24 protein-coding genes and 1 pseudogene are annotated in these 26,342 nt (G+C 72.9%); 12 read left to right on the top strand and 13 right to left on the bottom strand.

Annotated features, from left to right (window positions below; all coding sequences use genetic code 11):
* The first annotated feature begins 85 nt into the window (after positions 1 to 85).
* A complete protein-coding gene (locus tag ACIP98_RS28070) occupies positions 86 to 406 on the top strand; it encodes a nuclear transport factor 2 family protein (protein WP_319658896.1) in 321 nt (106 codons plus the stop codon).
* 10 nt (positions 407 to 416) lie between these two features.
* Here the strand turns inward: ACIP98_RS28070 and ACIP98_RS28065 are convergent, their stop codons facing one another.
* The 3 genes from ACIP98_RS28065 to ACIP98_RS28055 form a co-directional block, all read right to left on the bottom strand.
* Positions 417 to 1,022, bottom strand: coding sequence for a class I SAM-dependent methyltransferase (locus ACIP98_RS28065; protein ID WP_319658895.1), 606 nt, complete (start codon positions 1,020 to 1,022; stop codon positions 417 to 419).
* A gap of 89 nt (positions 1,023 to 1,111) precedes the next feature.
* Positions 1,112 to 2,740 (bottom strand): malate synthase A, encoded by a 1,629-nt coding sequence (aceB, locus tag ACIP98_RS28060; protein WP_319658894.1) that lies wholly within the window; start codon positions 2,738 to 2,740, stop codon positions 1,112 to 1,114.
* Between the two features lie 146 nt (positions 2,741 to 2,886).
* Complete coding sequence (locus ACIP98_RS28055; protein WP_401978555.1) at positions 2,887 to 3,543, bottom strand: NTP transferase domain-containing protein; 657 nt, start codon at positions 3,541 to 3,543, stop codon at positions 2,887 to 2,889.
* Between the two features lie 44 nt (positions 3,544 to 3,587).
* On the opposite strand from ACIP98_RS28055, the gene ACIP98_RS28050 reads away from it, so the two are divergent.
* Both ACIP98_RS28050 and ACIP98_RS28045 read left to right on the top strand, forming a co-directional pair.
* The gene (locus ACIP98_RS28050; RefSeq protein ID WP_401978553.1) at positions 3,588 to 4,259 is read left to right on the top strand and encodes a histidine phosphatase family protein; all 672 of its coding nucleotides are present in this window, start codon (positions 3,588 to 3,590) and stop codon (positions 4,257 to 4,259) included.
* Between the two features lie 149 nt (positions 4,260 to 4,408).
* Complete coding sequence (locus ACIP98_RS28045) at positions 4,409 to 4,747, top strand: DUF5955 family protein (protein ID WP_401978552.1); 339 nt, start codon at positions 4,409 to 4,411, stop codon at positions 4,745 to 4,747.
* 6 nt (positions 4,748 to 4,753) lie between these two features.
* Here ACIP98_RS28045 and ACIP98_RS28040 read toward each other — a convergent pair whose 3' ends face one another.
* Entirely contained in the window at positions 4,754 to 5,635 is an 882-nt protein-coding gene (locus ACIP98_RS28040; protein ID WP_319658890.1) for an LLM class F420-dependent oxidoreductase, read from the bottom strand.
* 114 nt (positions 5,636 to 5,749) lie between these two features.
* The gene (locus ACIP98_RS28035) at positions 5,750 to 6,520 is read right to left on the bottom strand and encodes an IclR family transcriptional regulator (protein WP_401978550.1); all 771 of its coding nucleotides are present in this window, start codon (positions 6,518 to 6,520) and stop codon (positions 5,750 to 5,752) included.
* A 282-nt stretch (positions 6,521 to 6,802) separates the two neighbouring features.
* On the opposite strand from ACIP98_RS28035, the gene allB reads away from it, so the two are divergent.
* Positions 6,803 to 8,164, top strand: coding sequence for an allantoinase AllB (gene allB, locus ACIP98_RS28030; RefSeq protein ID WP_319658888.1), 1,362 nt, complete (start codon positions 6,803 to 6,805; stop codon positions 8,162 to 8,164).
* On the top strand, positions 8,161 to 9,270 hold the full coding sequence (gene alc / locus ACIP98_RS28025; RefSeq protein ID WP_319658887.1) for an allantoicase: 1,110 nt from the start codon (positions 8,161 to 8,163) through the stop codon (positions 9,268 to 9,270). Before allB ends, alc begins: the two co-directional genes overlap by 4 nt.
* A 66-nt stretch (positions 9,271 to 9,336) precedes the next feature.
* Here alc and ACIP98_RS28020 read toward each other — a convergent pair whose 3' ends face one another.
* The gene (locus ACIP98_RS28020; protein WP_401978548.1) at positions 9,337 to 9,504 is read right to left on the bottom strand and encodes a hypothetical protein; all 168 of its coding nucleotides are present in this window, start codon (positions 9,502 to 9,504) and stop codon (positions 9,337 to 9,339) included.
* Between ACIP98_RS28020 and ACIP98_RS28015 the strand changes: the two are divergent.
* Positions 9,446 to 9,868 (top strand): annotated as a pseudogene (locus ACIP98_RS28015) (Imm21 family immunity protein); the annotation flags it as partial. The gene ACIP98_RS28020 and the pseudogene ACIP98_RS28015 sit on opposite strands and share 59 nt — an antisense overlap.
* 213 nt (positions 9,869 to 10,081) lie before the next feature.
* Here ACIP98_RS28015 and ACIP98_RS28010 read toward each other — a convergent pair.
* From ACIP98_RS28010 to ACIP98_RS27990, 5 genes are all read right to left on the bottom strand, one after another.
* Positions 10,082 to 12,028: an RICIN domain-containing protein gene (locus ACIP98_RS28010; protein ID WP_401978547.1), complete on the bottom strand. Its 1,947-nt coding sequence runs from the start codon at positions 12,026 to 12,028 to the stop codon at positions 10,082 to 10,084.
* Between the two features lie 70 nt (positions 12,029 to 12,098).
* The gene (locus tag ACIP98_RS28005) at positions 12,099 to 13,457 is read right to left on the bottom strand and encodes a GH1 family beta-glucosidase (RefSeq protein WP_319658884.1); all 1,359 of its coding nucleotides are present in this window, start codon (positions 13,455 to 13,457) and stop codon (positions 12,099 to 12,101) included.
* Positions 13,458 to 13,494: 37 nt separating this feature from the next.
* Entirely contained in the window at positions 13,495 to 14,355 is an 861-nt protein-coding gene (locus ACIP98_RS28000) for a carbohydrate ABC transporter permease (RefSeq protein ID WP_319658883.1), read from the bottom strand.
* Complete coding sequence (locus ACIP98_RS27995) at positions 14,348 to 15,352, bottom strand: sugar ABC transporter permease (protein ID WP_319658882.1); 1,005 nt, start codon at positions 15,350 to 15,352, stop codon at positions 14,348 to 14,350. Before ACIP98_RS27995 ends, ACIP98_RS28000 begins: the two co-directional genes overlap by 8 nt.
* Before the next feature lie 14 nt (positions 15,353 to 15,366).
* The gene (locus ACIP98_RS27990; RefSeq protein ID WP_319658881.1) at positions 15,367 to 16,683 is read right to left on the bottom strand and encodes a sugar ABC transporter substrate-binding protein; all 1,317 of its coding nucleotides are present in this window, start codon (positions 16,681 to 16,683) and stop codon (positions 15,367 to 15,369) included.
* A gap of 138 nt (positions 16,684 to 16,821) precedes the next feature.
* Between ACIP98_RS27990 and ACIP98_RS27985 the strand changes: the two genes are divergently transcribed.
* Both ACIP98_RS27985 and ACIP98_RS27980 read left to right on the top strand, forming a co-directional pair.
* Complete coding sequence (locus ACIP98_RS27985) at positions 16,822 to 18,099, top strand: ROK family transcriptional regulator (RefSeq protein ID WP_319658880.1); 1,278 nt, start codon at positions 16,822 to 16,824, stop codon at positions 18,097 to 18,099.
* Positions 18,100 to 18,145: 46 nt separating this feature from the next.
* Positions 18,146 to 18,961 carry an AIM24 family protein gene (locus ACIP98_RS27980; protein WP_319658879.1) on the top strand — a complete coding sequence of 272 codons (816 nt, stop codon included), beginning with the start codon at positions 18,146 to 18,148 and terminating at the stop codon, positions 18,959 to 18,961.
* Between the two features lie 46 nt (positions 18,962 to 19,007).
* On the opposite strand, the gene ACIP98_RS27975 is transcribed toward ACIP98_RS27980, so the two are convergent.
* Positions 19,008 to 19,619, bottom strand: coding sequence for a TetR/AcrR family transcriptional regulator (locus tag ACIP98_RS27975; protein WP_401978545.1), 612 nt, complete (start codon positions 19,617 to 19,619; stop codon positions 19,008 to 19,010).
* A gap of 153 nt (positions 19,620 to 19,772) precedes the next feature.
* On the opposite strand from ACIP98_RS27975, the gene ACIP98_RS27970 reads away from it, so the two are divergent.
* From ACIP98_RS27970 to ACIP98_RS27955, 4 genes are all read left to right on the top strand, one after another.
* Positions 19,773 to 20,255, top strand: coding sequence for a peroxiredoxin (locus ACIP98_RS27970; RefSeq protein WP_319658877.1), 483 nt, complete (start codon positions 19,773 to 19,775; stop codon positions 20,253 to 20,255).
* 226 nt (positions 20,256 to 20,481) lie between these two features.
* Entirely contained in the window at positions 20,482 to 21,510 is a 1,029-nt protein-coding gene (gene tdh, locus ACIP98_RS27965) for an L-threonine 3-dehydrogenase (RefSeq protein WP_401978543.1), read from the top strand.
* Positions 21,511 to 21,620: 110 nt separating this feature from the next.
* Positions 21,621 to 22,814, top strand: coding sequence for a glycine C-acetyltransferase (locus ACIP98_RS27960; protein ID WP_319658875.1), 1,194 nt, complete (start codon positions 21,621 to 21,623; stop codon positions 22,812 to 22,814).
* Positions 22,815 to 22,818: 4 nt separating this feature from the next.
* The gene (locus tag ACIP98_RS27955) at positions 22,819 to 23,733 is read left to right on the top strand and encodes a LysR family transcriptional regulator (RefSeq protein WP_319658874.1); all 915 of its coding nucleotides are present in this window, start codon (positions 22,819 to 22,821) and stop codon (positions 23,731 to 23,733) included.
* Positions 23,734 to 24,425: 692 nt separating this feature from the next.
* On the opposite strand, the gene ACIP98_RS27950 is transcribed toward ACIP98_RS27955, so the two are convergent.
* Complete coding sequence (locus tag ACIP98_RS27950) at positions 24,426 to 25,931, bottom strand: FG-GAP repeat protein (RefSeq protein WP_401978541.1); 1,506 nt, start codon at positions 25,929 to 25,931, stop codon at positions 24,426 to 24,428.
* Positions 25,932 to 26,342: the final 411 nt, after the last annotated feature.

The raw sequence follows: 26,342 nt of genomic DNA, 5'->3' as shown, positions 1-26,342 counted from the left end.
CTGGGTGAACCGCGGTCCGCCGGGTGGCGCAGGACACGGCGGCCGACCAGGCTGGTGGTCACCGCACCGAACAGGGAGTCCGACGATGATCCGCACCGACGCCCTCAACGAGCCGGCCGTCCGCGCCTTCGTCTCGGCGGTCAACGCCGGTGACCGCGAGGCCTTCCACCGGGCGCTCACCGAGAACGCGACCATGTCGGACGACGGCTCCGACCGCAGCCTCGACGAGTGGGCCGACCGGGAGATCTTCGACTCGCACGGCCACATGGACGTCCAGTCGCAGGACGCCGCGGGCCGCACCCTGATCGCCGACTACCGCAACGACACCTGGGGCGAGATGCGCACCAAGTGGCACTTCACCGTCGACGACGGGAAGATCAGCCGCTTCGACACCGGCCAGGCCTGACCGGAGCGGGTCAGCGCGCGGCGTCCTCGTGGAAGACCAGGAGGTAGCGCCAGAACAGCAGCCGGCGCACCCGGCTGCCCGGCAGGAGGCGCTCCGCCTCGGCGCGGATCTCCGGCAGGGGCATCGTGGGCGGCCGTACCGGCGCGTTCACGGCCGGGCGGGTGCGGCCGCGCAGCCGGTCCCGGACGGCGCAGGCGAGCCGGGCGACGGCGTTGACCGGAACGGCGAGCAGGCTCACCGCCCAGTCGGCGGCGGTGCGTTCGGGATAGCAGCCGAGGACGAGGAGCACCCCGTCCGGCGCGAGCGAGGCCCGCAGGGTGGTGACGGTGGAGAACGGGACGTGGTGCAGGCTCGCCAGGCAGGTGATCACGTCGTAGCGGCCCTCGGGCAGGCGGACGGCCGTCACGTCGGCCACCCGGAAGACCACACCCGGCGCGGTGCCGGCCGCCGCGACGGCCTGCTCGGAGGCGTCCACCGCCTCCACCCGCAGCCCTCGTTCCGCAAGCTTGCGCGCGAAGCGGCCGGTGCCGCATCCCACGTCCAGCGCGGTGAGCGCGCCGGGCGGCACGCGGCGCAGCAGCAGCCGGTGGTAGTGGTCGTTGTGGTCGAAAGGCATGCCCGGACCCTTCCCACGCAGTCGGCTCGCCGAACGGCAGGGCCCCGGCTTCCGTCGCCGGGGCCCCGGGGTCCGGGTCGCCGGGCCGGTCAGCCGAGCAACTCGTAGGCGGGCAGCGTGAGGAAGTCGACGTAGGTCTCGTCGAGCGCCGTCCTCAGCAGCAGGTCGTGGGCCTGCTGCCAGCGGCCCGCGGCGAAGGCCTCCTCGCCCACCTCGGCGCGGATCGCGGCCAGTTCCCGGCCCGCCACGACGCGCACCAGTTCGGCGGTGGCCTTCTCGCCGTTGTCGGCGAAGACCACGCCCGCGTTGACCCACTGCCAGATCTGCGAGCGGGAGATCTCGGCGGTGGCGGCGTCCTCCATGAGGTTGAAGATGGCGACCGCGCCGAGGCCGCGCAGCCAGGCCTCGATGTAGCGGGTGCCGACCTGGACGGCGTTCCGCAGCCCTTCGAACGTGGGCTTCGCCTCCAGCGAGTCGACGGCCAGCAGATCGGCGGCCGTGACGTGGACGTCCTCGCGCAGCCGCTCCTTCTGGTGCGGCCGGTCGCCGAGGACCGCGTCGAAGGAGGCGCGGGCGATCGGCACCAGGTCCGGGTGGGCGACCCAGGAGCCGTCGAAACCGTCGCCGGCCTCGCGGTCCTTGTCGGCCTTGACCTTCTCGAAGGCGACCTTGTTGACCTCGGCGTCCCGCCGGGAGGGGATGAAGGCGGCCATGCCGCCGATGGCGTGGGCGCCGCGCTTGTGGCAGGTGCGCACCAGCAGTTCGGTGTACGCGCGCATGAAGGGCGCGGTCATCGTCACGGCGTTGCGGTCGGGCAGCACGAAGCGCTCGCCCGCGTCGCGGAAGTTCTTCACGATGGAGAACAGGTAGTCCCAGCGGCCGGCGTTCAAACCGGCGGCGTGGTCGCGGAGTTCGTGGAGGATCTCCTCCATCTCGAAGGCCGCGGTGATCGTCTCGATGAGCACGGTGGCGCGGACGGTGCCCTGCGCCACACCGACGTGGTCCTGCGCGAAGACGAACACGTCGTTCCACAGGCGGGCTTCGAGGTGCGACTCGGTCTTGGGGAGGTAGAAGTACGGTCCCTTGCCCTTGGCGAGCAGCCGGTGCGCGTTGTGGAAGAAGTAGAGCCCGAAGTCGACCAGCGCGCCGGGCACGGGCTCGCCGTCGACGGTGAGGTGCCGCTCGTCGAGGTGCCACCCGCGGGGGCGGGTGACGACGGTGGCGAGTTCGGCCTCGTCCTTCAGCGCGTACGACTTGCCCTCGGGGGAGGTGAAGTCGATGCGGCGCTCGTAGGCGTCGATCAGGTTGATCTGGCCGCCGACGACATTCTCCCAGGTGGGCGCGGAGGCGTCCTCGAAGTCGGCGAGCCAGATCTTCGCGCCGGAGTTGAGCGCGTTGATCGTCATCTTGCGGTCGGTGGGGCCGGTGATCTCCACCCGGCGGTCGTTCAGTGCGGCGGGGGCGTCCGCGACCCGCCAGTCGCCGTCGCGGATGTGCGCGGTGTCCGGGAGGAAGTCCAGGGTGCCGGTGCGGGCGATCTCCTCGCGGCGCTCCTTGCGGCGGGCGAGGAGTTCGGCGCGGCGCGGGGCGAACCGGCGGTGCAGTTCGCCGAGGAAGGCCAGCGCCGCGTCGGTCAGCACCTCCTCCGCGCGTTCGACGTGGGGCGCGGTGCCGGCGACGACGGCGTGCGGGGAAGGCCCTGCTCCTGCTGCGGACATGAAGCTGATCTCCTCTGGCTGCGGCTGCTCTCACTGCGGGTGGACGCGGCTGACGCGGCGCGGCGGAGGGTGCCGGGCGGCCGCGGGGCGTCCTGGCCGGACGGGCGTTTCTGCTGCGTGGAGCATAGTTTTTGCATTGCGGAACTTCAACGTTTTGTGGCACCGGGCGCGGGCGGCCGTGGCGGACCGCTGCCGAGCCGCCACAGGTCGTCCGGGGTGTCGATGTCGCCGGGGAGCGCGATGTCCGCGCACTCCACGAGGACGACGGCCGCCTCGTGCCGCCTCAGGTACGAGCGTGCCCCCTGGTCGCCGACGGCACTCGCCGCGATCGCGGGCCAGTGCCCGGCGCCCAGCAGGATCGGATGCCCCCGTCTCCCGTCGTACGCGGCGGAGGCCAGCGTCTCCGGTGAGGCGTACGCCGCCGCCACCCGCGCCACGGCCGCGGCGCCCACGCCGGGCTGGTCCACGAGCGCCACGACCGCCGCCGCCGCTCCCGTGGCCGCCAGCGACGCCAGGCCGGCCCGCAGCGAGGACCCCATGCCCTGCTCCCAGTCCGGGTTCACGGTCACCGCGCAGCCGTCGAGCGCCGCCCGCGCGCGGACCTCGCCGGCCGCCGCGCCCAGCACGATGTGCACCGGCCCGCGCACGCCCTCGCGCAGCGCCCGCGCGGCATGCTCCACCAGCGGGCGCCCGCCGTACTCCAGCAGCGCCTTCGGCCGCCCGCCGAGCCGTCGGCCGGCCCCGGCGGCCAGCAGGAGCCCGGCGACGGCCGGGCGCGTCCCGCTCGAACCGTCCCGTTCCACGCTCCCTGGATACCGTGGATGGCGGGCGAGGGAAAGGACCCGCCATGGCGAACTGGCTCATCGCCGTGCGGCACGGCGAAAGCACCGCGAACGCGGCCTTCGCGCGCGGTGACTCCATGGAGGGCGTCCGCGACGCAGACGTCGGTCTCACCGACCGCGGCCGTCGCCAGGCGGCGCGGCTCGCCGGTGCGCTGCTCGCGCTCGGCGGGAACCCTCCCCGCACGGTGCTCTGCTCGCCCTACGAGCGCGCCCGGCAGACCCTCGACGTGCTCGTGGACGTGCATGCCGCCGCCGGGTACCCGCTGCCCCCGGCGTGGTACGAGCCCGGGTTGCGCGACCGCGGCACCGGCGACCTCGAACTGCTCACGCCGCAGGCGGTCCGGGAGCGCTTCCCGCAGGAGTCGGCCCGCCGTGAACGCGAGGGCGAGTGCGCGTACCGGCCGCCCGGCGGCGGGGAGTCGCTGGAGGACGTCGTGCGGCGCGTGCGGTCCGTGCTGGACGGTTTCGGCATCGTCGGGGAGGGCGGGGACGGCGCCGCCGGCGGGCCGTGGTTGCTGGTGGCCCACGACGCCGTCGTACTGGCACTGCGTCATCTGCTCGGGCCGCCCCTGCCGGAGGGGGCCTTCGTCGCCAACGGCTCGTTCGCCCGCTGGCGGAACAGTGCCTCGGGATGGCAGCTCGCCGACTGGAACCGAACGCCGCCCGTCGTGCGTTGAATGTCGGCAAGCCGCCTTGCGCGAGAGGAACTTACGGCCGATTTCGCTCTCCGTATAGCGGGCGGAGCGCTCCGTCGCGTTTACTGTCCTCCCCGATGCGGCCCGGGTGGGGCCGGTCCCGCACGGGTGAGGTCAGCGGGGGTCGAACAATGGGGGACGTATCAGTGGTCAAGGACATGGCGGCCAGTGCTGCGCTGGACGGGGACGGGGCCGGGGACCCGAGAGTGGCCGCGCTGCACGCGGCGGTCTCCCACTGCCGCCGCGTGCTCGCCGGGTACCGCTCGAACTTACCGGACCGTCACATCGCCGAGGACGAACTCGTGGCGCTGGCGTCCGCGGCCACCGCCGGTGTCCCTGACGTCCCGCGGCTGCGGCGCGGCCTGCTGGTCCTCACGGGCGCCCTCGGCTCCGTCAGCGCGCTGTCCGCGGCCCTGACGGAGGTCCGGCGTGCGATCGAGCTGTTCGGCGCGCCGTCCTCCGCCGACTGACGCCGGTCAGCCGAGTTCGGCCAGGCGGCGCACCGCCGGAGCGCAGCGGCTCTCGATCCACCCCGCGGAGGCGGCCTCCGGGGGCATCACGATCGCGGTCTGCACGCCGAGCGCGGCATACCCGGACAGCTCCTTGCTGAAGGTGTCCAGATCCCCGTCGCCCAGCGCGGTCCCCCGGTACAGCATGGTCTTGCGGATCGCGTCGTAGTCCCGGCCCGCCTCGTCGCAGTGCCTGCGGAGCACGTCCAGCTTGTGCGCGACCTCGGCCTGCGAGGAGCCGAACAGATTGCAGGCGTCCGCGTAACGGGCCACGAGCCTCAGGGTCTTGCGCTCACCGCCGCCGCCGACCATGACCTCGGGATGCGGCGCGCTCACGGGCGCCGGGGTGCAGCGGGTCTCCGCGAGCCGGTAGTGCCTGCCCTCGAACGGGCCGTTGTCCTCCTGGTCCCACATCTGCAGGCAGATGCGCAGCGTCTCCTCCAGCCGCTCGAAGCGCTCCGCCAGCGGCGGGAACGGCACGCCCAGGCCGAGGTGCTCGCGCTCGTACCACGCGGCGCCCAGCCCCAGGGTCGCCCGGCCGCCGGACAGCACGTCGAGCGTCGTGGCGATCTTGGCCAGCAGCCCGGGATGGCGGTACGTCGTCCCCGTGACCAGCACCCCGAGCCGTACGGAGGACGTGCGGGCCGCGAGGTAGCCCAGCGTCGTGTAGCACTCCAGCATCGCCGCCTCGGCGCCGCCGTTGTGCTCCATCTGGAAGTAGTGGTCCATCACCGACAGCCAGCCCACCCCGGCCGCCTCCGCGGCGGCCCCGGCCTGCGCCAGCGCGGGGCCCAGCCCGGCGGATCCGTCCGGGTGGTCGAACTTCGTGAGATGCAGGCCCAGTTGCACGGTCACTCCCCGCCTCGGGTCGTTGTCGCGGTCCCGTACGACGCTAGGCTTTGGAGTGCGCTCCAGGTCAAGCCCCTCCCCGCGCGGGTCCGCGGGGGCCGTGCGGGGAGGGGGTCAGGCTCCGGTCCCGGCGGCACCCGCGAGGGCCGCGGACAGCTCACGGGCCGCGGCCTGGAGGACGGGGACGATCTTCTCGGTGGCGGCGTCGGTGACGCGGCCGGCCGGCCCGGAGACCGAGATCGCGGCGGCGGAGGGGGAGCCGGGGACGGTGACGGCGAGGCAGCGGACCCCCATCTCCTGCTCGTTGTCGTCCACGGCGTAGCCCTGCGCGCGGATGTGCGCGAGCTCGGCGAGGAAGGCGTCCGGCTCGGTGATGGTCCGCTCCGTGGCGGCCGGCATGCCGGTGCGGGCCAGCAACGCGCGCACCTCCTCCGGCGGAACCTGGGCGAGCAGCGCCTTGCCGACCCCGGTGGAGTGGGGCAGGACCCGGCGTCCGACCTCGGTGAACATCCGCATGGAGTGGCGCGAGGGGACCTGGGCGACGTAGACGACCTCGTCGCCGTCGAGGAGGGCCATGTTGGCGGTCTCCCCGGTCGCGTCCACGAGTTCGGCGAGGTAGGGGCGGGCCCACGTGCCCAGCAGGCGGGAGGCGGTCTCGCCGAGGCGGATCAGCCGGGGGCCGAGCGCGTAGCGCCGGTTGGGCTGCTGGCGTACGTAGCCGCAGTCGACCAGGGTCCGCATGAGGCGGTGGATGGTGGGCAGCGGCAGCCCGCTGCTGGTGGACAGCTCGCTGAGGCCGACCTCGCCCCCCGCGTCGGCCATCCGCTCCAGCAGGTCGAAGGCGCGTTCGAGGGACTGGACGCCCCCGGCGCGGTCTGACGCCACGGTTCCTCCCCAGGCGGACGTTGTGGTGGTGCAGCCTACCGGCGGTCACGCAGGGGTGACCGGCGTCGGTCGCGTCCCTGTGCGGAGCCACGAACGGCTGTGGCGGAAGCCGGATTCCGTTCGGCGGAATCCACCAAACCCTACTCCGGAAGCTCCCGGCCCGCGCCCCGTCGGCCGCCGGTGCCGCGCGCCCGGCCGGGTCTTGACGGGTCGTACGGCGCGGCGGAGGATTTGCTTCAACAGAACGTTGAATTCCGGGCACCGCCGGTGGAAGGGGAACGCGTGTCAGAGGTCGCCGCCGCGACCGGGCTGGTGCTGCGCTCGACGCGGGTCGTCGCGCCCGAGGGCGAACGCGCCGCCGACGTCGCCGTCGTCGGCGGCCGGATCGCCGCCGTCCTGCCGTACGGGAGCCCGCCGCCGTCCGGAGCCCGCCTGGTCGACCTGGGGCAGGACGCGCTGCTGCCCGGCCTGGTCGACACCCACGTCCACATCAACGACCCCGGCCGCACCGAGTGGGAGGGCTTCGCGACCGCCACCCGCGCGGCCGCCGCCGGGGGCGTGACCACGCTGATCGACATGCCGCTCAACAGCATCCCGCCGACCACCACGACCGCGCACCTGGACCTCAAGCGGGACACCGCGCGCGGCAGGGTCCACACCGACGTCGGCTTCTGGGGCGGAGCCGTCCCCGGCAACGCCAAGGAGCTGCGCCCGCTCCACGAGGCCGGCGTCTTCGGCTTCAAGTGCTTCCTCCTGCACTCCGGCGTCGAGGAGTTCCCGCAGCTCGGTCCCGCGGAGCTGGAGGAGGCGATGCGCGAGATCGCCCGCTTCGACGGGCTGCTGATCGTGCACGCCGAGGACCCCGGGCTCATCGACGGCGCCCCGCGGCCCTCCGGCCGGAAGTACGCCGACTTCCTCGCCTCCCGCCCGCGCGCAGCGGAGAACACCGCGATCGAGGGCCTGATCGCCCTCGCCCGCCGCCTCGACTGCCGGGTGCACGTCCTGCACCTGTCCTCCGCCGAGGCGCTGCCCCTGATCGCCGCCGCGCGCCGCGAGGGCGTACGCCTGTCGGCCGAGAGCTGCCCGCACTACCTGACGCTGACCGCCGAGGAGGTGCCGGACGGCGCCACCCAGTTCAAGTGCTGCCCGCCGATCCGTGAGGCCGCCAACCGGGACGCCCTCTGGCAGGGCCTGCTCGACGGCACGATCGACTGCGTCGTCTCCGACCACTCGCCCTCCACGGCCGACCTCAAGCACTTCGACACCGGCGACTTCGGCGCCGCCTGGGGCGGCATCTCCTCCCTCCAGCTCGGACTGCCCGCGATCTGGACCGAGGCCCGCCGGCGTGGCGCCTCGCTCACCGACGTGGTGCGCTGGATGGCGCAGGGCCCGGCGCGCCTGGCGGGCCTGCGCACGAAGGGCGCGATCGCGCCCGGGTACGACGCCGACTTCGCCGTCCTGGCGCCCGACGAGAGCTTCACCGTGGACCCCGCAGCACTCCACCACCGCAACCAGGTCACCGCCTACGCCGGCCGCACCCTCCAGGGGGTCGTCCGCGGCACCTGGCTGCGCGGCGAGCGCATCGCCGACCAGGGCACCCCGGCACACCCCTCAGGCCGCCTCATCGAGAGGGAGGACGCGTGACCGCCCCACCCCGGTACACCGGCGACGCCCAGCCGTACCCCGGAGGCGACCCCTGGGCCGACTACCGCGGTGCCGACCTGCCGTTCACGACGCTCACCGACCTCGCCGACCGGCGCCTGGGCGCCGGGGTGATCGCCGCCAACGACGAGTTCTTCGCCGAGCGCGAGAACCTGCTCGTCCCCGGGCGCCCCGAGTTCCGGCCCGAGCACTTCGGTCACAAGGGACAGGTCATGGACGGCTGGGAGACCCGGCGGCGGCGCGGCGCGGGTCCCGACGACCCGCACCCCGCCGAGGCCGACCACGACTGGGCGCTGATCCGCCTCGCCGCCCCCGGCGTCGTCCGCGGCCTGGTCGTGGACACGGCCCACTTCCGCGGCAACCACCCCCAGCAGGTCGCGGTCGAGGCCACCTCCGCGCCGTTGTCCGCCGCTCCCGGGCACCTGCTCGCGGGCGGGGTGGAGTGGACCGAACTGGTGCCGCGCACGGCCGTCGGCGGCCACGCCGCCAACGGCTTCGAGGTGACCGTGGAACGCCGCTTCACCCATCTGCGGCTGCGGCAGTTCCCCGACGGGGGCATCGCGCGGTTGCGGGTCCACGGCGAGGTCGTCCCCGATCCCGCGTGGCTGGCGGCGCTCGGCACCTTCGACCTCGTCGCCCTCGAGAACGGCGGCTCCGCCGAGGACGTCTCCGACCGCTTCTACTCCTCGCCGGTCAACCCGATCCTGCCCGGGAGGTCCCGTCGCATGGGCGACGGCTGGGAGACCCGCCGGCGCCGCGACAAGGGCCACGACTGGGCCCGCTACCGGCTCGCGGAACAGGGCGTGGTCCGCGCCGTCGAGATCGACACCGGCTACTACAAGGGCAACGCCGCGGGCTGGGCGGCGTTGCTGGGGCGCGACGGCCGGAGCGGCGAGTGGTTCACGATCCTGCCCCGCACACCGTTGCAGCCCGACACCGTCCACCGGTTCGTGGTGGTCGCGCCCGCCGCGACCCACGTGCGGATCGAGACCTATCCCGACGGCGGCGTCGCGCGGCTGCGCCTGTGGGGCTCGCTGACGGACGCGGGCGCGGCCCGCCTCACGCGGCGCTGGGAGGCGCTGGCCTGAGGGGCCCCGTCCCGCACGGCGTACGGCCCTGCCCCGACCGCCCTCCTCCCCGCGCCGCCGGCGACGTCACCGGCTCACAGCGGCGCTGTCGGTGCCCGGCGGCACACTGGCCATGAACGCGTTCCCGTCCGGCCCCGCCACCGGGACCCGCCGCGCGCCCGAGTGGGTCGCGTCGATGGGCGGTCCGCTGATCGTCGTGCCCGTCTCCGCGCCGCCCGCCTGGGGCGGCTGCACCGAAGCCGGGATGGTCGTGGGCGACCGAGACGTCCCCGACGACTACGATCGGGCCTGCGCCGTGGACGACCTGGCGGGGGTGATACCCGTCGGCCGGGACGGCGCCCTGGCGCTGGTCCTGGGGGACCAGCCCGCCACCACGCGTCACCTCCCCGCGCGCCGGGCCTTCCTGCGGTGGCTCGCTGCCGACTCCGACTCCGAGGCCGAGTCGACCGGGGCGGCCGAGGCGGCACTCGTGAATCCGGCCATCACGGGGGAGCAGTGCGGGACATGGGACACCGACGGGCCCGCGGTGCTCATGGACTCAGCGGAGGCGGGCAGCCTGCTCGGCGTCGAACACGCCGGCGGCGGCCTGCCCGAACGGGCCTCCGTCCCGCTGCCTCCGGGACGTTGGACGGTTCACGCCGTCGAGGCGGACGTCGGCGGCCGCACCTCCCTCACCCTGGTGCGGCTGGTACCCGCCGTCCGCTGCGGCCGGTGCGGGCGCCGGGGTGACGTACCGCTCGGCCGCCCGCTCAGGGCATGGTGCCGCGCGGCGCCGGCGTCTCCCTCGTACGCCGGCGCCGCGCGGGTCGGGTCAGCCCGCCGGCGCGAGCCGGAAGGACTGGGCGGCGGTGCCGTTGCAGGTGTACTGCTGCAGCCGGGCCCCGTCGGCCGCGGAGGCGGCGGCGACGTCCAGGCACTTGGCGCTGTGCCGGGCGGTGAACACGTAGGAGCCGTCCGGCTGGAGCACCGGTTTCCACTGCTGGTTGGTGCCCGAGGACCACTGCCAGGTCTGCACGGGGACGGAGTCGCCCGTCGCCGTGGAGCCGCCGGTGACGTCCCAGACCTGCTCGGTGGCGGCCGCGTTGCGGTTCACCACCCGGTAGTAGCCGCTGTCGGTCGCACGGAACTGCCACTGCTGGTTGGTCTGCCCGGCGACGCAGCTCCACTGCTGTACGACCGTGCCGTTGGCGGTGCCGCGGTCCTTGGCGTCCACGCACTTGCCCGACCCGGCGCCGGTCACCTGGTACCAGGCGGAGGTGCTGATGCCGTCCCCCGTCCCGCCGGTCGGCGCGCCGGACCAGGTGAAGGTGGTCGTCGCGCGGGACGGCAGGCTGTACGAGAAGTGCTGCCCGGCCTCGCGGACCGTGACCTGCTGGGTGGACGACGAGGAGTTGTGGGTGACCAGCACCCGCTGCCCGTCGCTGTTGACGAAGGCGGTGTTCCACACCGGGTCGGTGGCGTTGCTGCCGATCCGCACGGCGCCCGCGCGGACGAACTTCGTCAGCTGCCCCATCGTGTAGTACTCGACGGTGTAGTCGACCTGGCCGCTGCGCGCGTCACCGTTGTGCACCGTGATCAGCCCGGTGCAGGTGCCGCAGCCGCCCGCGTGCGGGCCCATCGCCTGGTCCAGCGCCAGCGACCACTTCACGTAGGAGCGGGCCCAGTTGCGCGTAAAGCCGGTGATGTCGCGCAGGTCCTCCAGCTGCTGGTCGCCCACCCAGGTGCCGCCGGAGTGCTCGGTCTCGTACTGCGGCACGCCCGGGTACTGGCTCTGGACGGTGCTGCCGAGCGCGTAGTTCGGCGGCGTCGGCGCGTAGCCGTGCCAGGCGACACCGCCGAACAACGGGTCACCGCGCAGCGCGGCGTCGGCGAGCTGTCCCGCGCCGGTGGTGTTCCAGTCGCCGTGGTTCCAGTCGTGGATCAGCGCCTTGGTGGTGATCCCGGCCGACCGGAAGGCGGGGAAGAGATGGTTCTTGGTGAAGTCCAGCAGCGTGGCCGCCGTCCACTCCATCGTGGGGTACGAGCTGTCGGCGCCGCAGCACTGGGGCTCGTTCTGCACGGACACGTAGTCGATGTGGACCCCGCGCTGCTCGTACGCCTGGAGGTACTTCACGAAGTACTGTGCGTACGTGTCGTAGAACTCCGGCTTCAGCTTGCCCATCTGGGTCAGCTTGCCGTTGTCCTTCATCCACGCAGGGGCCGACCACGGCACCGCCATGATCTTCAGGTCCGGGTTGAGCTGACGCGCCTGCTGGGTCAGCGGCAGGACGTCGGCGAGGTCCCGGGAGATCGAGAAGTCGGCCAGGTCGCAGCAGGTGTCGTCGTACGTGTAGTGGCTGCGCGCGATGTCCGAGGCGCCCATGGGGTTGCGCAGGAAGCCCAGCCCGATGCCGTCGGTGGGGGAGAACAGCTTGCGCATGGTGGCGTCGCGGGTGGTCGCCGACAGGGCGCCGGAGGAGTTCATCAGCCAGGCGGCGCTGTCGGTGAAGGACGCCCCGCCGCCCTCGAAGGGCTGGTAACGGGCGGCGGGATCGACCGTGACGACCGTCCCGCCGCTGCCGTCACCCGCCTCGAAGGCGGTCGGGGTCTGGGCCTGCAGGCCCTTGACGACCGTCTTGCCGTCCGAGGTCGTGGTCATGGTGACCTGGACGGCGGTGGCGGCGGCCGCACTCGGGCCGGCGGCGGTCAACGCGGCGAAGGCCGCGGCGACCGCCGCCAGAACGGCGATCATCCGTCTGATGTGGGGGTGTTGTCGCATCGCGTGCTCCTTGTGGGGAAGGACATGAGGTGCGTGCGAGGGAGATCGACGGGCGCCGGTGCGCCCGGGGTCAGGCCGCGCTGCGGGCGCGGCGGCGGTGGGCGGCGATGATGTCGGCGTAGCGGCGGCCGCTGCCCTTGACGGTGCGCTGCTGGGTCTCGTAGTCGACGTGGACGAGCCCGAAGCGCTTGGCGTAGCCGTACGCCCACTCGAAGTTGTCCAGCAGCGACCAGGCGAAGTAGCCGGCCAGCGGGGCGCCGGCGCGCACCGCGCGGGCGCAGGCCGCCAGGTGCTCCTCCAGGTAGGTCGTGCGCTCGGGGTCGTGGACCTGACCGTCGGGGCCGACGTGGTCCTCGTAGGCCGAACCGTTCTCCGTGACGTAGATCTTCTGCGCGCCGTACTCCTCGGTCAGCCGCATCAGCAGCCGCTCCAGGCCCTCGGCGTGCACCTCCCAGTCCATCGCGGTGCGGCGGACGTCCGGGATGCGCAGGGCGCGGGTGTGCGGGACCGGCCCCGAGGGGTCGTCGGCAACGATGTCACGGAAGTAGTAGTTGAGGCCCAGCCAGTCCAGTGGGGCGGCGATGGTCTCCATGTCACCGTCGTGGACCGGCAGTTCCACCCCGTAGAGCTTCAGCATGTCCTCGGGGTAGCCGCGGCCGTGGATCGGGTCCAGCCACCAGCGGTTGGTGTGGCCGTCGGCGCGCAGCGCGGCGGCGACGTCCTCGGGCCGGTCGGAGGCGGGCTCGCTGGGGCTGAGGTTGTTGACGATGCCGATCTGGGCCTGCGGGACGGCGGCACGCAGCGCCTGCACGGCCAGGCCGTGACCCAGGTGCAGGTGGTACGAGGCGCGCACGGCGGCGGTCAGATCGGTGAGGCCCGGGGCCATCACGCCCTGCAGGTGGCCGATCCAGGCCGAGCACAGCGGCTCGTTGAGGGTCGCCCAGTGGGTGACGCGGTCGCCGAGGCGCTCGGCCACCACGGAGGCGTACTCGGCGAAGCGCAGCGCGGTGTCGCGCTCCGGCCAGCCGCCGCGGTCCTGCTGCGCCTGCGGGAGGTCCCAGTGGTAGAGCGTGGGGAAGGGGGTGATCCCGGCTTCCAGCAGCCCGTCGACGAGCCGGTCGTAGAAGGCGAGGCCCTCCGGGTTGACCGGGCCGCCGCCCTGCGGCATCACCCGCGGCCACGCGATGGAGAAGCGGTACGCGTCGAGGCCCAGGCGCCGCATCAGGCCGATGTCCTCGGGCCAGCGGTGGTAGTGGTCGCAGGCGGTGTCGCCGGTGTCGCCGCCGGCGACCTTGCCGGGGGTGCGGGAGAAGGTGTCCCAGATGGAGGGCGCGCGGCCGTCCTCGGCCACGGCGCCTTCGATCTGGTACGAGGCCGTCGCGGCGCCCCACACGAAGCCGGCGGGGAGCGCACTGAGGTCGGAGGTCACGGACTGCCTTTCGGAGGGGGGAACGGGGGGCCGGCGCTCACTTGACGGCGCCGGCCGTCAGGCCGGCGACGAGGTAGCGCTGCAGCAGCAGGAAACCGGCGACCACGGGCACGCTCACCACGAGCGAGGCGGCCATCACCTGGTTCCAGTACACGTCGGTCTGCGTGGCGTAGCCCTGCAGGCCGACGGCGAGGGTGCGGGTGGCGTCGTTGGTCATGACCGAGGCGAAGAGGACCTCGCCCCACGCGGTCATGAAGGCGTAGACGCACACCGCGACGATGCCCGGCACGGCGGCCGGGACGACGACCCGGAACAGCGCGCCGAGCGGGCCGTTGCCGTCGACGAGGGCGGCCTCGTCCAGGTCACGGGGGATCGAGTCGAAGTAGCCCGCCAGCATCCAGATGGAGAACGGGAGCGAGAAGGTGAGATAGGTCAGGATCAGGCCGCCCCGGCTGCCGTACAGCGCGATGCCGGTGGCGTTCCCGAGGTTGACGAAGATCAGGAACAGCGGCAGCAGGAAGAGGATGCCGGGGAACATCTGGGTGGACAGGATCGTCACCGTGAAGAATTTCCGGCCCGCGAAGCGGTAGCGGCTGACCGCGTACGCCGCGAAGACCGCCACCGTGACCGAGGCGACGGTCGCGCCGCCCGCCACGATCAGCGAGTTCAGGAAGTAGCGGGCCAGCGGCACCGTGTGCCAGATGTCCGCGTAGGGCCGCAGTGTGAAGCCGCTCGGGAACCAGCGGAACGGACCCTGCACGTCCTGGAGCGGCTTCAGCGACGAGACCACCATCACGAAGACGGGGGCCAGCGCGAAGGCCGCCAGCAGCGTCAGCACGATCCGCCGGGTCCACACGAAGGAGCGCGGCGAGGCCATGGGGCTGCGGTGGTCAGTCATCCTGCCTCCTCAGGGAGGTGACGAGCAGGTAGAGCGCCGTCACGACGAGCAGGAAGAGCAGCAGGAGCACGGACATCGCCGAGCCGGAGCCGAAGTTCCAGGTCACGAAGGACGACTGGTAGATGTGGATCGAGATCAGGTCCGCGGCGTCCGGCGCGGCCCGTCCGAACAGCACATAGGGCGTGTTGAAGTCGTTGAACGTCCACAGGAACAGCACCAGCACCAGCACCAGGTTCACCGGCCGCAGCGAGGGCAGGGTGATCCGGCGGATCTGCTGCCAGATGCCGGCGCCGTCCATCGCCGCCGCCTCGTACAGCTCGCGCGGGATGTTCTGCAGTCCGGCCATCAGGCACAGGAAGGCGAACGGCCACTGGCGCCACACGGAGACGGTCACCAGCGCCCAGAAGCTGTTGTCGCCGATCAGCCAGAAGGGCTTGCCGTCGGTGAGGTGCAGCTGGTCGTGCAGGACGTGGTTGATCATGCCGGTGTCCCGCTGGAACATGAACGACCAGGTGATCACCGCCGCGTAGACCGGCAGTGCGTACGGGACGAGGAAGACCGCGCGCAGCAGTCCCCGGCCCCGGAACGTGTCCTGCATGAGGATCGCGGCGGCGGTGCCGAGCAGCCAGGACAGGGCCACCGCCAGCAGGGTGAACTCGCACGTGACGACGAAGGAGTTGAGCAGGTCCTTGCCGACGGGCGCGTTGAAGTCCACCGCCACGCGGTAGTTGTCCAGGCCCTTCCAGGGCGCCGCCGACCAGTCGCCGATGTAGAACTGCGTGAGCTCCTTGAAGCTCATCACGACGCCGACGACCATCGGCACCAGGTGGATCAGCAGCTCCAGCGCGAGCGCGGGCAGCAGCAGCACGTACGGCAGTGAGCCGCGACGCACCCGCGCGGAGAGCAGGCGCCTGCGGGGCCTTCCCCCGGCGGCCCGCCGGCCGCCGGAGGAAGGAGACTTCGAGCTGTGCCGTACGGGCGGCACGGTGGTGGTCATGGGTTGCTTCACGCTCACGAGGCCGGCATCTGCTGCTGGGCCTTCTCGAGGGCGGCCTTGACGGTGTCGTCGGTGACCGGGTGCCCGGCGGCGGCCTCGGCGAAGAGGTCCTTCATCGCGGTGCCGACGGTGGTCTCGAACTGGCTCTCGTTCGCGACCTGCGGGAGCGGCGCCGCGCTGTTGGCGAGGGCGTCGGCGAGCACCTTCAGGTCCGGGGTGGAGAAGGCGGGGTCGGACTGGGCGGCCTTGACCGGCGGCAGCGAGCCGTAGGTCCCGTTGAGGATCTTCTGCTCGTCGTCGCTGGTCATGAACTTCACGAACTTCAGGGCGCCGTCGACGTTCTTGGTCTTCTTGAAGACGGCCAGGTTGATGCCGGCGACCATCGAGTTGACGGCGGTGTCACCGGTGGCGCCCTTGGTCTGGAACGGCACCTGGGCGACGCCGTAGTCCTCGGGCTTCATCCCGTGGGACTTCAGCGAGGAGCCCGCGGCCTGCCACAGCAGCATGGCCGCCTTGCCGGTGGCGAAGTCGGCGACCGACTGGTTGGCGGCGTACTCGGCGTTGCCGGGGGCCGCGATCTTGTCCTTGGCGATGAAGTCGATGTACTGCTTGACCGCCGCGACCGCCTCGGGGGTGGTGAAGGTCGGCTTGCCGGAGGCGTCGAAGAAGTCGGCGCCGTGCTGCTTGCCGAAGACGAAGGCGTGGTGGACGTTCTCCGAGAGGTTGCCGCCCTCGACCGCGAGGCCGTACTTGCCGCCCTTGGTCAGCTTCTTGCCGTCCGCGACGAGCTCGTCCCAGGTGGCCGGCGGCGCGGCGATACCCGCGTCGGCGAACATCTTCTTGTTGTAGTACAGCCCGTACGCGAGCGAGTACAGCGGGACGGCGGCGGGGTCCTTGCCCTCGGCGCCGGTCGCGCCGAGCGCCGCGCCGACGAAGCGGTCCTTGCCGCCGATGGCGTCGAACGCCTTGGCGTCGAAGGGCCGCAGCGCGCCGGTGGCCTGCAGCGACGCGGACCAGGTGTTGCCTATGTTGAGCACGTCGGGGCCCTGCCCGGAGGTGGCGGCGGCGAGGATCCGGTTGAGGAGGTCGGACCAGGGGACGACCTCGAGCTTGACCTTGATGCCGGTCTGCTTCTCGAACTTCTTGAGCTCGGGCTCCAGGACTTCCTTGTCGTTCTCCAGGCTGCTGCCCTGGTTGCTGGCCCAGTAGGTGAGCGTCTTGGAGCCGCCGTCGCCGCTGCCGTCGGTCGAGGAGCCGCCGCCGCAGGCGGTGGCGGATGCGATGAGCGCGGCCGCGACTGCGGCGGCGGCCGTCGTACGGGTGATGTGCATGACCGGGGACCCTCTCAGGGGGTGATGGCTTCGGGATGTGAAGAGCGTCACGCCTTAATTCAAGGCGTGATTTAACGTCTGAGAAAACCTGGCGTCAAGACTTGGCGCAGCGATAGATTCACCGGGGAGGGAGTCACCATGGCAGACCGAAGCAAGCGCACCGTCCGTGACCTGCGGCGGGGCAACCGTTCGGCGATCCTGCGCCATCTCTACTTCGAAGGCCCCCTCAGCCGTCAAGAGTTGGCCAGGGACACCGGTCTCAGCACGGGGTCGATCAGCAACGTGGTCGCGGAGCTCATCGGGGACGGCGTCGTGGAGGAGGCCGGCTCGGTCGAGTCCGACGGCGGCCGCCCCCGGGTGATGCTGAAGGTGGCACCCCGGCACGGCTTCGTCATCGGGGTCGACGTCGGGGAGACCGGGGTGCGGGTCACCCTGTTCGACCTCGCGCTGACCGAACTGTCCTCCACCGAACGGCCGCTGGCCGACAGCGGCCACGATGTGGCCCTGGTCGTGCAGTTGATGCTCGAGGGGCTCTCGGCGGTCCTGGAGGACTCCCGCGTCGACCCCGCGCACGTCCTCGGCGTCGGGGTCGGTGTGCCCGGCATCGTCGAGCAGAACGCGGGCGGAGCCGGCGCCGTCGTGCACGGGCAGACCATCGGCTGGGACGCCGTCCCGCTCGGCGCGCTGCTGGCCGAGGGCACCGACCTGCCCCTCCACATCGACAACGGCGCCAAGACCCTCGGCCAGGCCGAGCTGTGGTTCGGGGCCGGCCGCGGCGCGCGCAACGCGGTGATCGCCCTGCTCGGTTCCGGGGTCGGCGCCTGCGTCGTCGCCGACGGCAAGCCGTACCGCGGCGCGAGCAGCAGCGCCGGCGAGTGGGGCCACACCACCCTCCAGGTCGGCGGGCGGCTGTGCCGCTGCGGGGCCCGCGGCTGCCTGGAGGCCTACGTCGGCGCCGAGGCGCTCATCGACCGCTGGGGCGCGGCCGCCCCGGCCGGGGTCAGCGAGGAGGCGGCGATCGCCGCGCTCGTCGCCGCGGCCGAGTCCGGCGACCGCACGGCCGTGGAACTGCTCGACGAGACCGCGGAGTACCTCGGCGCGGGCATCGCCGACCTGGTCAACCTCTTCAACCCCGAGCGGATCGTGCTCGCCGGCTGGACCGGTCTGATGATCGGTCCCCGGCTGCTGCCCGCCGTCCGGGAGGCCACGGCCGCGTACGCGCTGCACCACCCGTGCGCCCAGACCTCGATCGAGCTCGGACTGCTCGGCCCCGACGCGGTCACGGTCGGCGCCGCCACCCTGCCGCTCGCCCGCTTCCTGGACGCCGGGGGCCGGCTGCCCGCCCCCGCGGCGCGGTCCGAGGAGCAGGCGGAACCGAATCGTCCGGGTCGGTCGTTGTCAGGGACGTCCGCCTGAAGCAGCACACTGAGCAGCACACCCCCAGAAAGACCCGGAGACCGCGGTGACCCTCAAGCAGCAGATCGTCGGCAACGCCATGCAGATGGCCGTGTGCACCCTCCAGCCCGGCCAGACCGTCTACTGCGAGGCCGGCAAGTTCCTCTTCAAGACCGCGAACGTGAGCATGGACACGCGGCTCGCCGGGCCCGGAGGCGGCGGACAGCAGCAGGCCCAGGGCGGCGGGGGCGGCATGGGCGGCATGCTCCGCCAGGCCATGGGCACCGCGATGCAGGTCGGCCAGCGCGTACTCGCCGGCGAGAGCATCGCCTTCCAGTACTTCAGCGCGAGCGGCGGCGAGGGCACCGTCGGCTTCGCCGGGGTCCTGCCCGGCGAGATGCGGGCCCTGGAGCTGGACGGCTCGCGCGCCTGGTTCGCCGAGAAGGACGCCTTCGTGGCGGCCGAGTCCACCGTCGACTTCGGCATCGCCTTCCAGGGCGGCCGCAGCGGAATGAGCGGCGGCGAGGGCTTCATCCTGGAGAAGTTCACCGGCCGCGGCACGGTGATCATCGCGGGCGCGGGCAACTTCATCGACCTCAACCCCGCCGACTTCGGCGGCCGCATCGAGGTCGACACCGGCTGCATCGTCGCCTTCGAGGAGGGCATCCGCTACGGCGTGCAGCGCATCGGCGGCCTCAACCGCCAGGGGATCATGAACGCCGTCCTCGGTGGCGAGGGCCTGTCCCTGGCCACGCTGGAGGGCAACGGCCGCGTCATCCTGCAGTCCATGACCATCGAGGGCCTGGCCAACGCCCTGAAGAAGGCCCAGGGCGGCGACAAGCAGGGCCCGACGGGCGGTCTGTTCTCCACCCACGCGGGCTGAATCGCCCGCCGGCACTGCCGTGCCTGCTGCCGGTGCGGGGTGCCGCTCACACCACCCCGGCGGCCTCCAGGACCTTGCGCAGGGCCCGGTCCAGGGCGGCCCGCACGGTCTGCGGGTCGCTCAGCGCGGCCGTCATCGCCGCGCCGTCCCGCAGCATCATGAGCGTCGCGGCGTCCTCGGCCGGCTCCGGCGCGCCCGCCTCGGCCAGCAGGCGCTCGACCAGTTCGCGCAGCCAGGTGCGGTGGGCGACGATGGCGCGCGTCACGGGGTCGGCGGGGTCCGGGTACTCGGCGGCGGCGTTGAGGAAGGGGCAGCCGCGAAACCCCGGCGCGCACAGCTGGTCGCCCAGCGCGCCGGCCACGCCGAGCAGCGCCTCCCGTGCGCCGAGTCCGTGCAGGGCGCCCTCGGTGTAGGCGCGGATCTGCCGGTCCGTGGTCTGGATGTAGCTCAGGACGAGCTGTTCCTTGCCGGTGAAGTGCCGGTAGAGCGTGGCCCTGGTGGTCGCCGCCTCGGTGACGATCCGGTCCATGCCCACCGCGTGAATGCCCTCGGCGTAGAACAGCCGGGACGCGGTGGCCAGGATGCGCTCGCGGGGCGGGGCGCCGGCGGGCACGGTGGCCTCGGAGGGGGCGAGTGGGGCGACGGGCGGGGCGCTCATGTCCTTGACGGTAGCGGACGGGCGCGCGTAGTGTCCCGGCAAGAACGAACGTTCTGTCTCTGCCTGTACTTCCGTGTCACCCGGAGCCGTCCGGGCGCCGCCGCCCCCGGCCGCGCACCGTGCCCGCCCCGCCGTACGAGAGGACCCCCACCCATGGCCGTGCCCGAGATCGGCGCCCCCGCCCCCGACTTCACCCTCTCCGGGGTGCTGCTCACCGACGCCGGCGCCGAGCGCGGCGAGTACTCCCTGTCCGCACAGCGCGGGGCCCCGGTCGTGCTCGCCTTCTACCCCGGCGACGACTCGGCCGTCTGCACCAAGCAGCTGTGTTCCTACACCTCCGACCTGGACCGCTTCCGCGACCTCGGCGCCACGGTGTGGGGGATCAACCTCAGCGACCTCGACAGCCACGAGCACTTCGCCCGCAAGCGCGACCTGCGCTTCCCGCTGCTCGCCGACACCGACCGTTCGGTGGTCAAGGCCTACGGCATCTCGATGCCCGGACTCGGCCTCAAGCGCTCGGTCTTCATCGTCGACGCGGAGGGGATCGTGCGCTGGAAGCACGTCGCCCGCATCGGGCTGACCTTCCAGGACACCGACGCCATCGTCGCTCAACTGGCGGCGCTCGCCCCCCGCTGAGCCGCCCCGCGCCCCCCTGACGGGCGAGCGTGAAGCTGCGCTGTTGCCGAGCTTAAGAAAAGATCGATGGACTGAACGCCCGAAGCCGGGCAGATTGCTGTGTGCCCGGCGCACCGCGCGAGCAGGCGCCGACGGGCACCGCCGCTCCGCCCCGGGTCCCTTCCGTGCCCGGTCCGCGTTCCCCGTGCGGACCGGGCCACATCGTCTGCCGGCAGGAGTCGCAAGAGTGAAGGCACTGGTGAAGGAGAAGGCCGAGCCCGGCCTGTGGCTGCGGGACGTCCCCGAGCCCGAGATGGGCCCCGGTGACGTCCTCATCAAGGTGCTGCGGACCGGCATCTGCGGCACCGACCTGCACATCCGTTCCTGGGACGGCTGGGCCCAGCAGGCCGTGAGCACCCCGCTGGTCCTCGGCCACGAGTTCGTCGGCGAGGTCGCGGCCGTCGGCTCCGACGTCGCCGACATCACGACCGGCGACCTCGTCAGCGGAGAGGGTCATCTGGTGTGCGGCAAGTGCCGCAACTGCCTCGCGGGCCGCCGCCACCTGTGCCGCAACACCATCGGCCTCGGCGTCGGCCGCAACGGCGCCTTCGCCGAGTACGTGGCGCTGCCCGCGTCCAACGTCTGGGTGCACCGCGTCCCCGTGGACCTCGACATCGCCGCGATCTTCGACCCCTTCGGCAACGCCGTCCACACCGCGCTGTCCTTCCCGCTGGTCGGCGAGGACGTACTGATCACCGGCGCCGGCCCGATCGGCATCATGGCCGCCGCCGTGGCCAAGCACGCCGGCGCGCGCCACGTCGTCATCACCGACGTCAGCGACTACCGTCTCGACCTCGCCCGCAAGATCGGCGTCAGCCTCGCCCTGAACGTCGCGGAGTCCACCATCGCCGAGGGACAGCGCGAACTCGGCCTGCGCGAGGGCTTCGACATCGGGCTGGAGATGTCCGGCCGTCCCGAGGCCATGCGCGACATGATCGACAACATGACGCACGGCGGGCGCATCGCGATGCTGGGCCTGCCGTCGCAGGAGTTCGCGGTCGACTTCGCCAAGATCGTGACCTCGATGATCACCATCAAGGGCATCTACGGCCGCGAGATGTTCGAGACCTGGTACGCGATGTCCGTCCTGCTGGAGGGCGGCCTCGACCTCGCGCCCGTGGTCACCGGCCGCTACTCCCACCGCGACTTCGACGCCGCCTTCGACGAGGCCGCCGGCGGCCGCTGCGGCAAGATCGTCCTCGACTGGACTGCTTGATTCCTTGTGGCTCGGTGCGCGCCGCGGAGGATCTCGAACCTCCGCGGCGACCGGCTGTGCCGCCCCGCCCCAACACTCCGATCGGCCCGGAAACCCCACGGGAGACCCCCATGTTCGACTCCGTCCGCGACGACCTGCGCGGCACCCTCGACGAGATCCGCGAGGCGGGCCTGTTCAAGCCCGAGCGCGTGATCGGCACACCGCAGAGCGCGACGGTCGGCGTCACGTCCGGCGGCCGCCCCGGTGACGTGCTCAACTTCTGCGCCAACAACTACCTGGGCCTGGCCGACCACCCCGAGGTCACCGCCGCCGCCAAGGAGGCGCTGGACCGCTGGGGCTACGGCATGGCGTCCGTGCGCTTCATCTGCGGCACGCAGGAGGTCCACAAGGAGCTGGAGGCGCGGCTGTCGGCCTTCCTCGGCACCGAGGACACGATCCTGTACAGCTCCTGCTTCGACGCCAACGGCGGCGTCTTCGAGACCCTGCTCGACGAGCGCGACGCGGTCATCTCCGACGCCCTGAACCACGCCAGCATCATCGACGGCATCCGGCTGTCCAAGGCCCGCCGCCTGCGCTACGCCAACCGCGACATGGCCGAGCTGGAGGCCCGTCTGAAGGAGGCCGGCGACGCCCGCCGCCGCCTGATCGTCACCGACGGCGTCTTCTCGATGGACGGCTACGTGGCCCCGCTGCGCGAGATCTGCGACCTCGCCGACCGCTACGACGCCATGGTCATGGTCGACGACTCGCACGCCGTCGGCTTCACCGGCCCCGGCGGCCGCGGCACCCACGAGCTGCACGGCGTGATGGACCGGGTCGACATCCTCACCGGCACCCTCGGCAAGGCGCTCGGCGGTGCCTCCGGCGGCTACGTCGCCGCCCGCGCGGAGATCGTCGCGCTGCTGCGCCAGCGCTCGCGCCCGTACCTGTTCTCCAACTCGCTCGCTCCGGTGATCGCCGCCGCCTCGCTGAAGGTCCTGGACCTGATCGAGGACTCCGAGGAGCTGCGCGCCCGCCTCGCGGAGAACACCGCGCTGTTCCGCACCCGCATGACCGAGGCCGGTTTCGAGATCCTGCCCGGCGACCACCCCATCGCGCCGGTCATGATCGGCGACGCCGCGGAGGCGGGCCGGATGGCCGACCTGCTGCTGGAGCGCGGCGTCTACGTGATCGGCTTCTCGTACCCCGTCGTGCCGCACGGCAAGGCCCGCATCCGCGTGCAGCTGTCGGCCGCGCACTCCACCGCGGACGTCGAGAAGGCGGTGGCCGCGTTCATCGCCTCGCGCGAGGCCCTGGCAGGATGAATGGGTGATTGACGCACGACGGCTGCGGACCCTGCGGGCCGTGGCGGACCACCGGACGGTGACCGCCGCGGCCGCCGCGCTGTACCTGACGCCGTCCGCGGTCTCCCAGCAGCTCGCCGCGCTGGAGAACGAGACCGGTCACCGGCTGCTGGAACGCGGCGGCCGGGGCGTCCGGCTCACCCCCGTCGGTGAGATCCTGCTCACGCACGCCAACGCCGTCCTGGCCCAGCTGGAGCGGGCCGAGGCCGAGCTGGCCGCGTACACCTCCGGCGCGGCCGGAGAGGTCACCGTCGCCTCCTTCGCCACCGGCATCGCGCTCGTGCTCGCCCCCGCGATCACGGCGCTCCGCGGCACGGCGCCGGGCATCCGGGTACGGGTCCGCGACGCCGAGGGCGACGAGTCGCTGCCGATGGTGCTCGACGGCCGCGCCGAGATAGCCGTCGCGGTCGAGTACCGCGGCGCCCCGAGCGCCGACGACCAGCGGCTCGCGCGCGTCCCGCTGTACGCCGAGCCCTTCGACGCGGTGGTGCCGGCCGGCCACCCGCTCGCGGACGCCGCGACCGCGACCGTCCGCGTCGCCGATCTCGCCGACGAGACATGGATCGGGCCCTACCCAGGCAACCCCTGCCACGACGTGGTCGTCCTCGCCTGCGAGTACGCCGGCTTCCAGCCGCGCCTGGAGCACTCCTCCGACGACTTCCGCGCCGTCGTCGCCCTCGCCGCGGCGGGTGCGGGCGTCGCCCTCGTCCCGCGCACGGCGCTGCGCGACATGGACCTGTCCGGGGTCGCCGTCCGTCCCGTCCACGACGTCGTCGCCACCCGCCGGGTCTTCGCCGCCGTCCGTCGCGGCGCCGAGGACCACCCGCTGCTGTGCCCCGTCCTGGACGCCCTGCGCGCCGCCGCGGAGGGCGCGGCCTAGCCGGGGCGGCCGGCGGCGCGGCGTGATCCCCTGCGGACCGTGGAGCGCGCCCTGCCCGGTGACCGGAGCCCGGTGGCGGTCGCACAGGACCGGTGCCCCTGATCCTTCGGGTGGTTGACCTGGCCCGTGGCCGTGAGCACGGCCACCGGCAGTGTCCGTTCGGCACCGGCCTCTTCGCCGACGCCGAGGGCCCGGGAGCCGCAGGCGCCCCCGCTTCCGTACCCAGGTCCGGTTCGTGTCCGCCGGCGTCGGCCAAGGCGAGCTCGACAGCCGCGCCGGCACTGAGCACGCAGCGGCTCGCCGCCGCATGGACGGGCCCGTCGCACCGCCGGAAGACCTGGGCCGCGACGTACCCGTCCGGAGCAAGGGCGGTAGGTGGTCCTCGACGAACAGCAGGCGCAAGCCCCGCGGAAACACCTGCCCGAGCTTCGAGCGGCCGCTCCGGGCCGCTGTCCCGCGGGGTGGGTGCCGGTGTCCGCCGACTCCTGCTTGCGTGTGCCGACATGCGGCGAGCCGCCGCGGCGGACGTCCACGAGACGTCCACCGGATTCCCGGACGGGCATCGCGGCGACCGTCGGGCCGGACACCGGGACGATCCGTCCACGACGTGAGCATCCCGCACGTGGCGCGGCCGGCGGACGCGGCACCCGGTCCTCCCGCGAGCCGCGTCACACCCTGCCTCCGGCCTCGGGCTATTCGTCGACCGCCGTGCCGAACTGCGCGTTGGCCGACGACGCGCCGAGGGCCGCACCGTCGTACGTCCACGAGCCCTTGGCGACCAGCCCGGACGCCGACGCGGGGAGGACCCAGACGAAACCGTCGTTCGTGTTCTCGCCCGGGGCCGCCGCCAAGAGGCCGAAGCGGCCGTCCTTGTCGGCGTCGATCAGCCGGATCTGGGCGCCCCAGCGGTCGGAGGTCTCCGCCGTGCCCGGGATACCGGCGCTGTTCTGGTCGAAGCTGCGCGCTCCCGTGGCGGTGAGTCCGCCCGGTGCGCCGCGCAGGGTCCAGACCGCGCCGGCGTCGGCGACGGAACCGATGTCCTCACCGGGGGCACCGATGGCGAGGTCGGGGCGGCCGTCACCGTTGGTGTCGCCGGAGGACAACTCGGCGCCCCAGCGGTCGCCGGCCTCGGCGACGCCGGGGACACCGGCCGAGTCCTGGGTCCACGTCTGCGCCGGGACGGGGTCGAGGCCCGACAAGTCCCCCCTGCCCAGGTAGACGGAGACGGAGCCGCCGAGCGCCGAGCCCGCGCCAGTGTCGCCGATGGCCAGGTCGTCCTGACCGTCGTGGTTGAAGTCGCTGGAGACGACCGCGGGCCCGCCCCGGAAGGTCCCGCCGTCGCCGAGATTCTCGACAGCGGGCGCGCCGTGCAGCACCTGCGTGACGCCGATTCCGGGCTGGTCGCCGGTGGTCACCCCGGAGATCGCCAGGTCCGCCCACGAGTCCTCGTTGTAGTTGCCGTGGCTGAGGCTTCGCAGGGCGACGCCGGTGTCCTGCGCCGTCCGGTCGAGGGCACGGACCCCCCTCCCCGCCCGCTGCAGGCGCGGCGCGGCGGCCGTCCCCGGCTCGACGGTGAAGAACAGCAGGGAGTCGTTCTCCAGGACGGCGATGCTGTCCCGCGGGTCGGCGTCGGGGTCCGAGGGATCCGGGGCGAAGTACCGGGCGGCTTCGACGGCCCGCGCGAAGTTCGCGCCGGCCCGAGGCTGTGCGGGGTCCTGCAGCCAGGTGCTGTCGCCGCCGTGCAGTCCGGTCGAGGACCCCCAGAAGACGACGGCGCCGCCGGCGTCGGTGAGCGTGCCGACGTCCTCGCCGGGGATGCCGACGATCGCGTCGTCGTAGCCGTCGTTGTCCAGGTCGCCGGTGGCCACGGCCCGTCCGAAGCCGTCACCGGCCTCGGCGGCGCCCGCGACGCCCGAGGTGTTCTGGCTGAGGACGGATCTCCTGGTGGTGCTGAGGCCACCCGACCCGCTGTACTGCACGGTGACGTACCCGGCGCCCTTGGCCCCGGACACGGTGGCGCCGGGCGCGCCGATCAGCACGTCGTCGTGTCCGTTGCCGTCGAAGTCGCAGTTGTGCTGCTGCCATCCGATCGACGGGAAGGGCACGTCCGCCTGTGCGGCGGGTGCCGTGAACAGGGCGCCGCCGCCGAGGGCGAGGAGTCCTGCGGCCATGAGGGCCGCGCTCTTGATGTGACGCACCGAAGAACCTCCTTGGTCTCCCGGATTGCCCCGGCGTTTCTCGCGTCCGCGTCGATCGCCCGCGGTCGGTGGTGTCCTGCCGGAAACGCCCGGTGTTCTGTCACCCAGAAGACACGCGGTGTTCGCCCAGGGTTGTAGCAGCCGTGGGGGGCAATTCCCGCCGGGGCGGCCGTCATGCGGCGGGCGTGGTCATGATCCGGCGGCGTTCGTCGCGCCGTCCCGGTCTCCTCCCTGGTCCGGACGTCTGAAGGCCGTTGTCCACCGGTCGGCCCTCACCCCGCGGCCACGCACGTCCGGTCCACGCGGTGTGCGCCGGGAAACCGTCCAGTGGTGGCGCCGCTCCCGTCGCCCCGCGCGATCGGCTCCGGCAAACACCGGACGCTTCCGCTGCCTCGGTGACATCATCGGCAG

This window comes from Streptomyces sp. NPDC088354, assembly GCF_044753585.1.
In the GTDB taxonomy this organism is placed as follows: domain Bacteria; phylum Actinomycetota; class Actinomycetes; order Streptomycetales; family Streptomycetaceae; genus Actinacidiphila.
This window is presented reverse-complemented; position numbering and strand designations above follow the sequence as displayed.

Bases quoted from the DNA above. Each gene is read 5' to 3' on its own strand.
- ACIP98_RS28070 (WP_319658896.1), top strand. From the start codon at position 86: ATGATCCGCACCGACGCCCTCAACGAGCCGGCCGTCCGCGCCTTCGTC.
- ACIP98_RS28065 (WP_319658895.1), bottom strand. From the start codon at position 1,022: ATGCCTTTCGACCACAACGACCACTACCACCGGCTGCTGCTGCGCCGC.
- aceB (WP_319658894.1), bottom strand. From the start codon at position 2,740: ATGTCCGCAGCAGGAGCAGGGCCTTCCCCGCACGCCGTCGTCGCCGGC.
- ACIP98_RS28050 (WP_401978553.1), top strand. From the start codon at position 3,588: ATGGCGAACTGGCTCATCGCCGTGCGGCACGGCGAAAGCACCGCGAAC.
- ACIP98_RS28045 (WP_401978552.1), top strand. From the start codon at position 4,409: ATGGGGGACGTATCAGTGGTCAAGGACATGGCGGCCAGTGCTGCGCTG.
- ACIP98_RS28010 (WP_401978547.1), bottom strand. From the start codon at position 12,028: ATGCGACAACACCCCCACATCAGACGGATGATCGCCGTTCTGGCGGCG.
- ACIP98_RS28000 (WP_319658883.1), bottom strand. From the start codon at position 14,355: ATGACTGACCACCGCAGCCCCATGGCCTCGCCGCGCTCCTTCGTGTGG.
- ACIP98_RS27995 (WP_319658882.1), bottom strand. From the start codon at position 15,352: ATGACCACCACCGTGCCGCCCGTACGGCACAGCTCGAAGTCTCCTTCC.
- ACIP98_RS27990 (WP_319658881.1), bottom strand. From the start codon at position 16,683: ATGCACATCACCCGTACGACGGCCGCCGCCGCAGTCGCGGCCGCGCTC.
- ACIP98_RS27985 (WP_319658880.1), top strand. From the start codon at position 16,822: ATGGCAGACCGAAGCAAGCGCACCGTCCGTGACCTGCGGCGGGGCAAC.
- ACIP98_RS27975 (WP_401978545.1), bottom strand. From the start codon at position 19,619: ATGAGCGCCCCGCCCGTCGCCCCACTCGCCCCCTCCGAGGCCACCGTG.
- ACIP98_RS27970 (WP_319658877.1), top strand. From the start codon at position 19,773: ATGGCCGTGCCCGAGATCGGCGCCCCCGCCCCCGACTTCACCCTCTCC.
- ACIP98_RS27960 (WP_319658875.1), top strand. From the start codon at position 21,621: ATGTTCGACTCCGTCCGCGACGACCTGCGCGGCACCCTCGACGAGATC.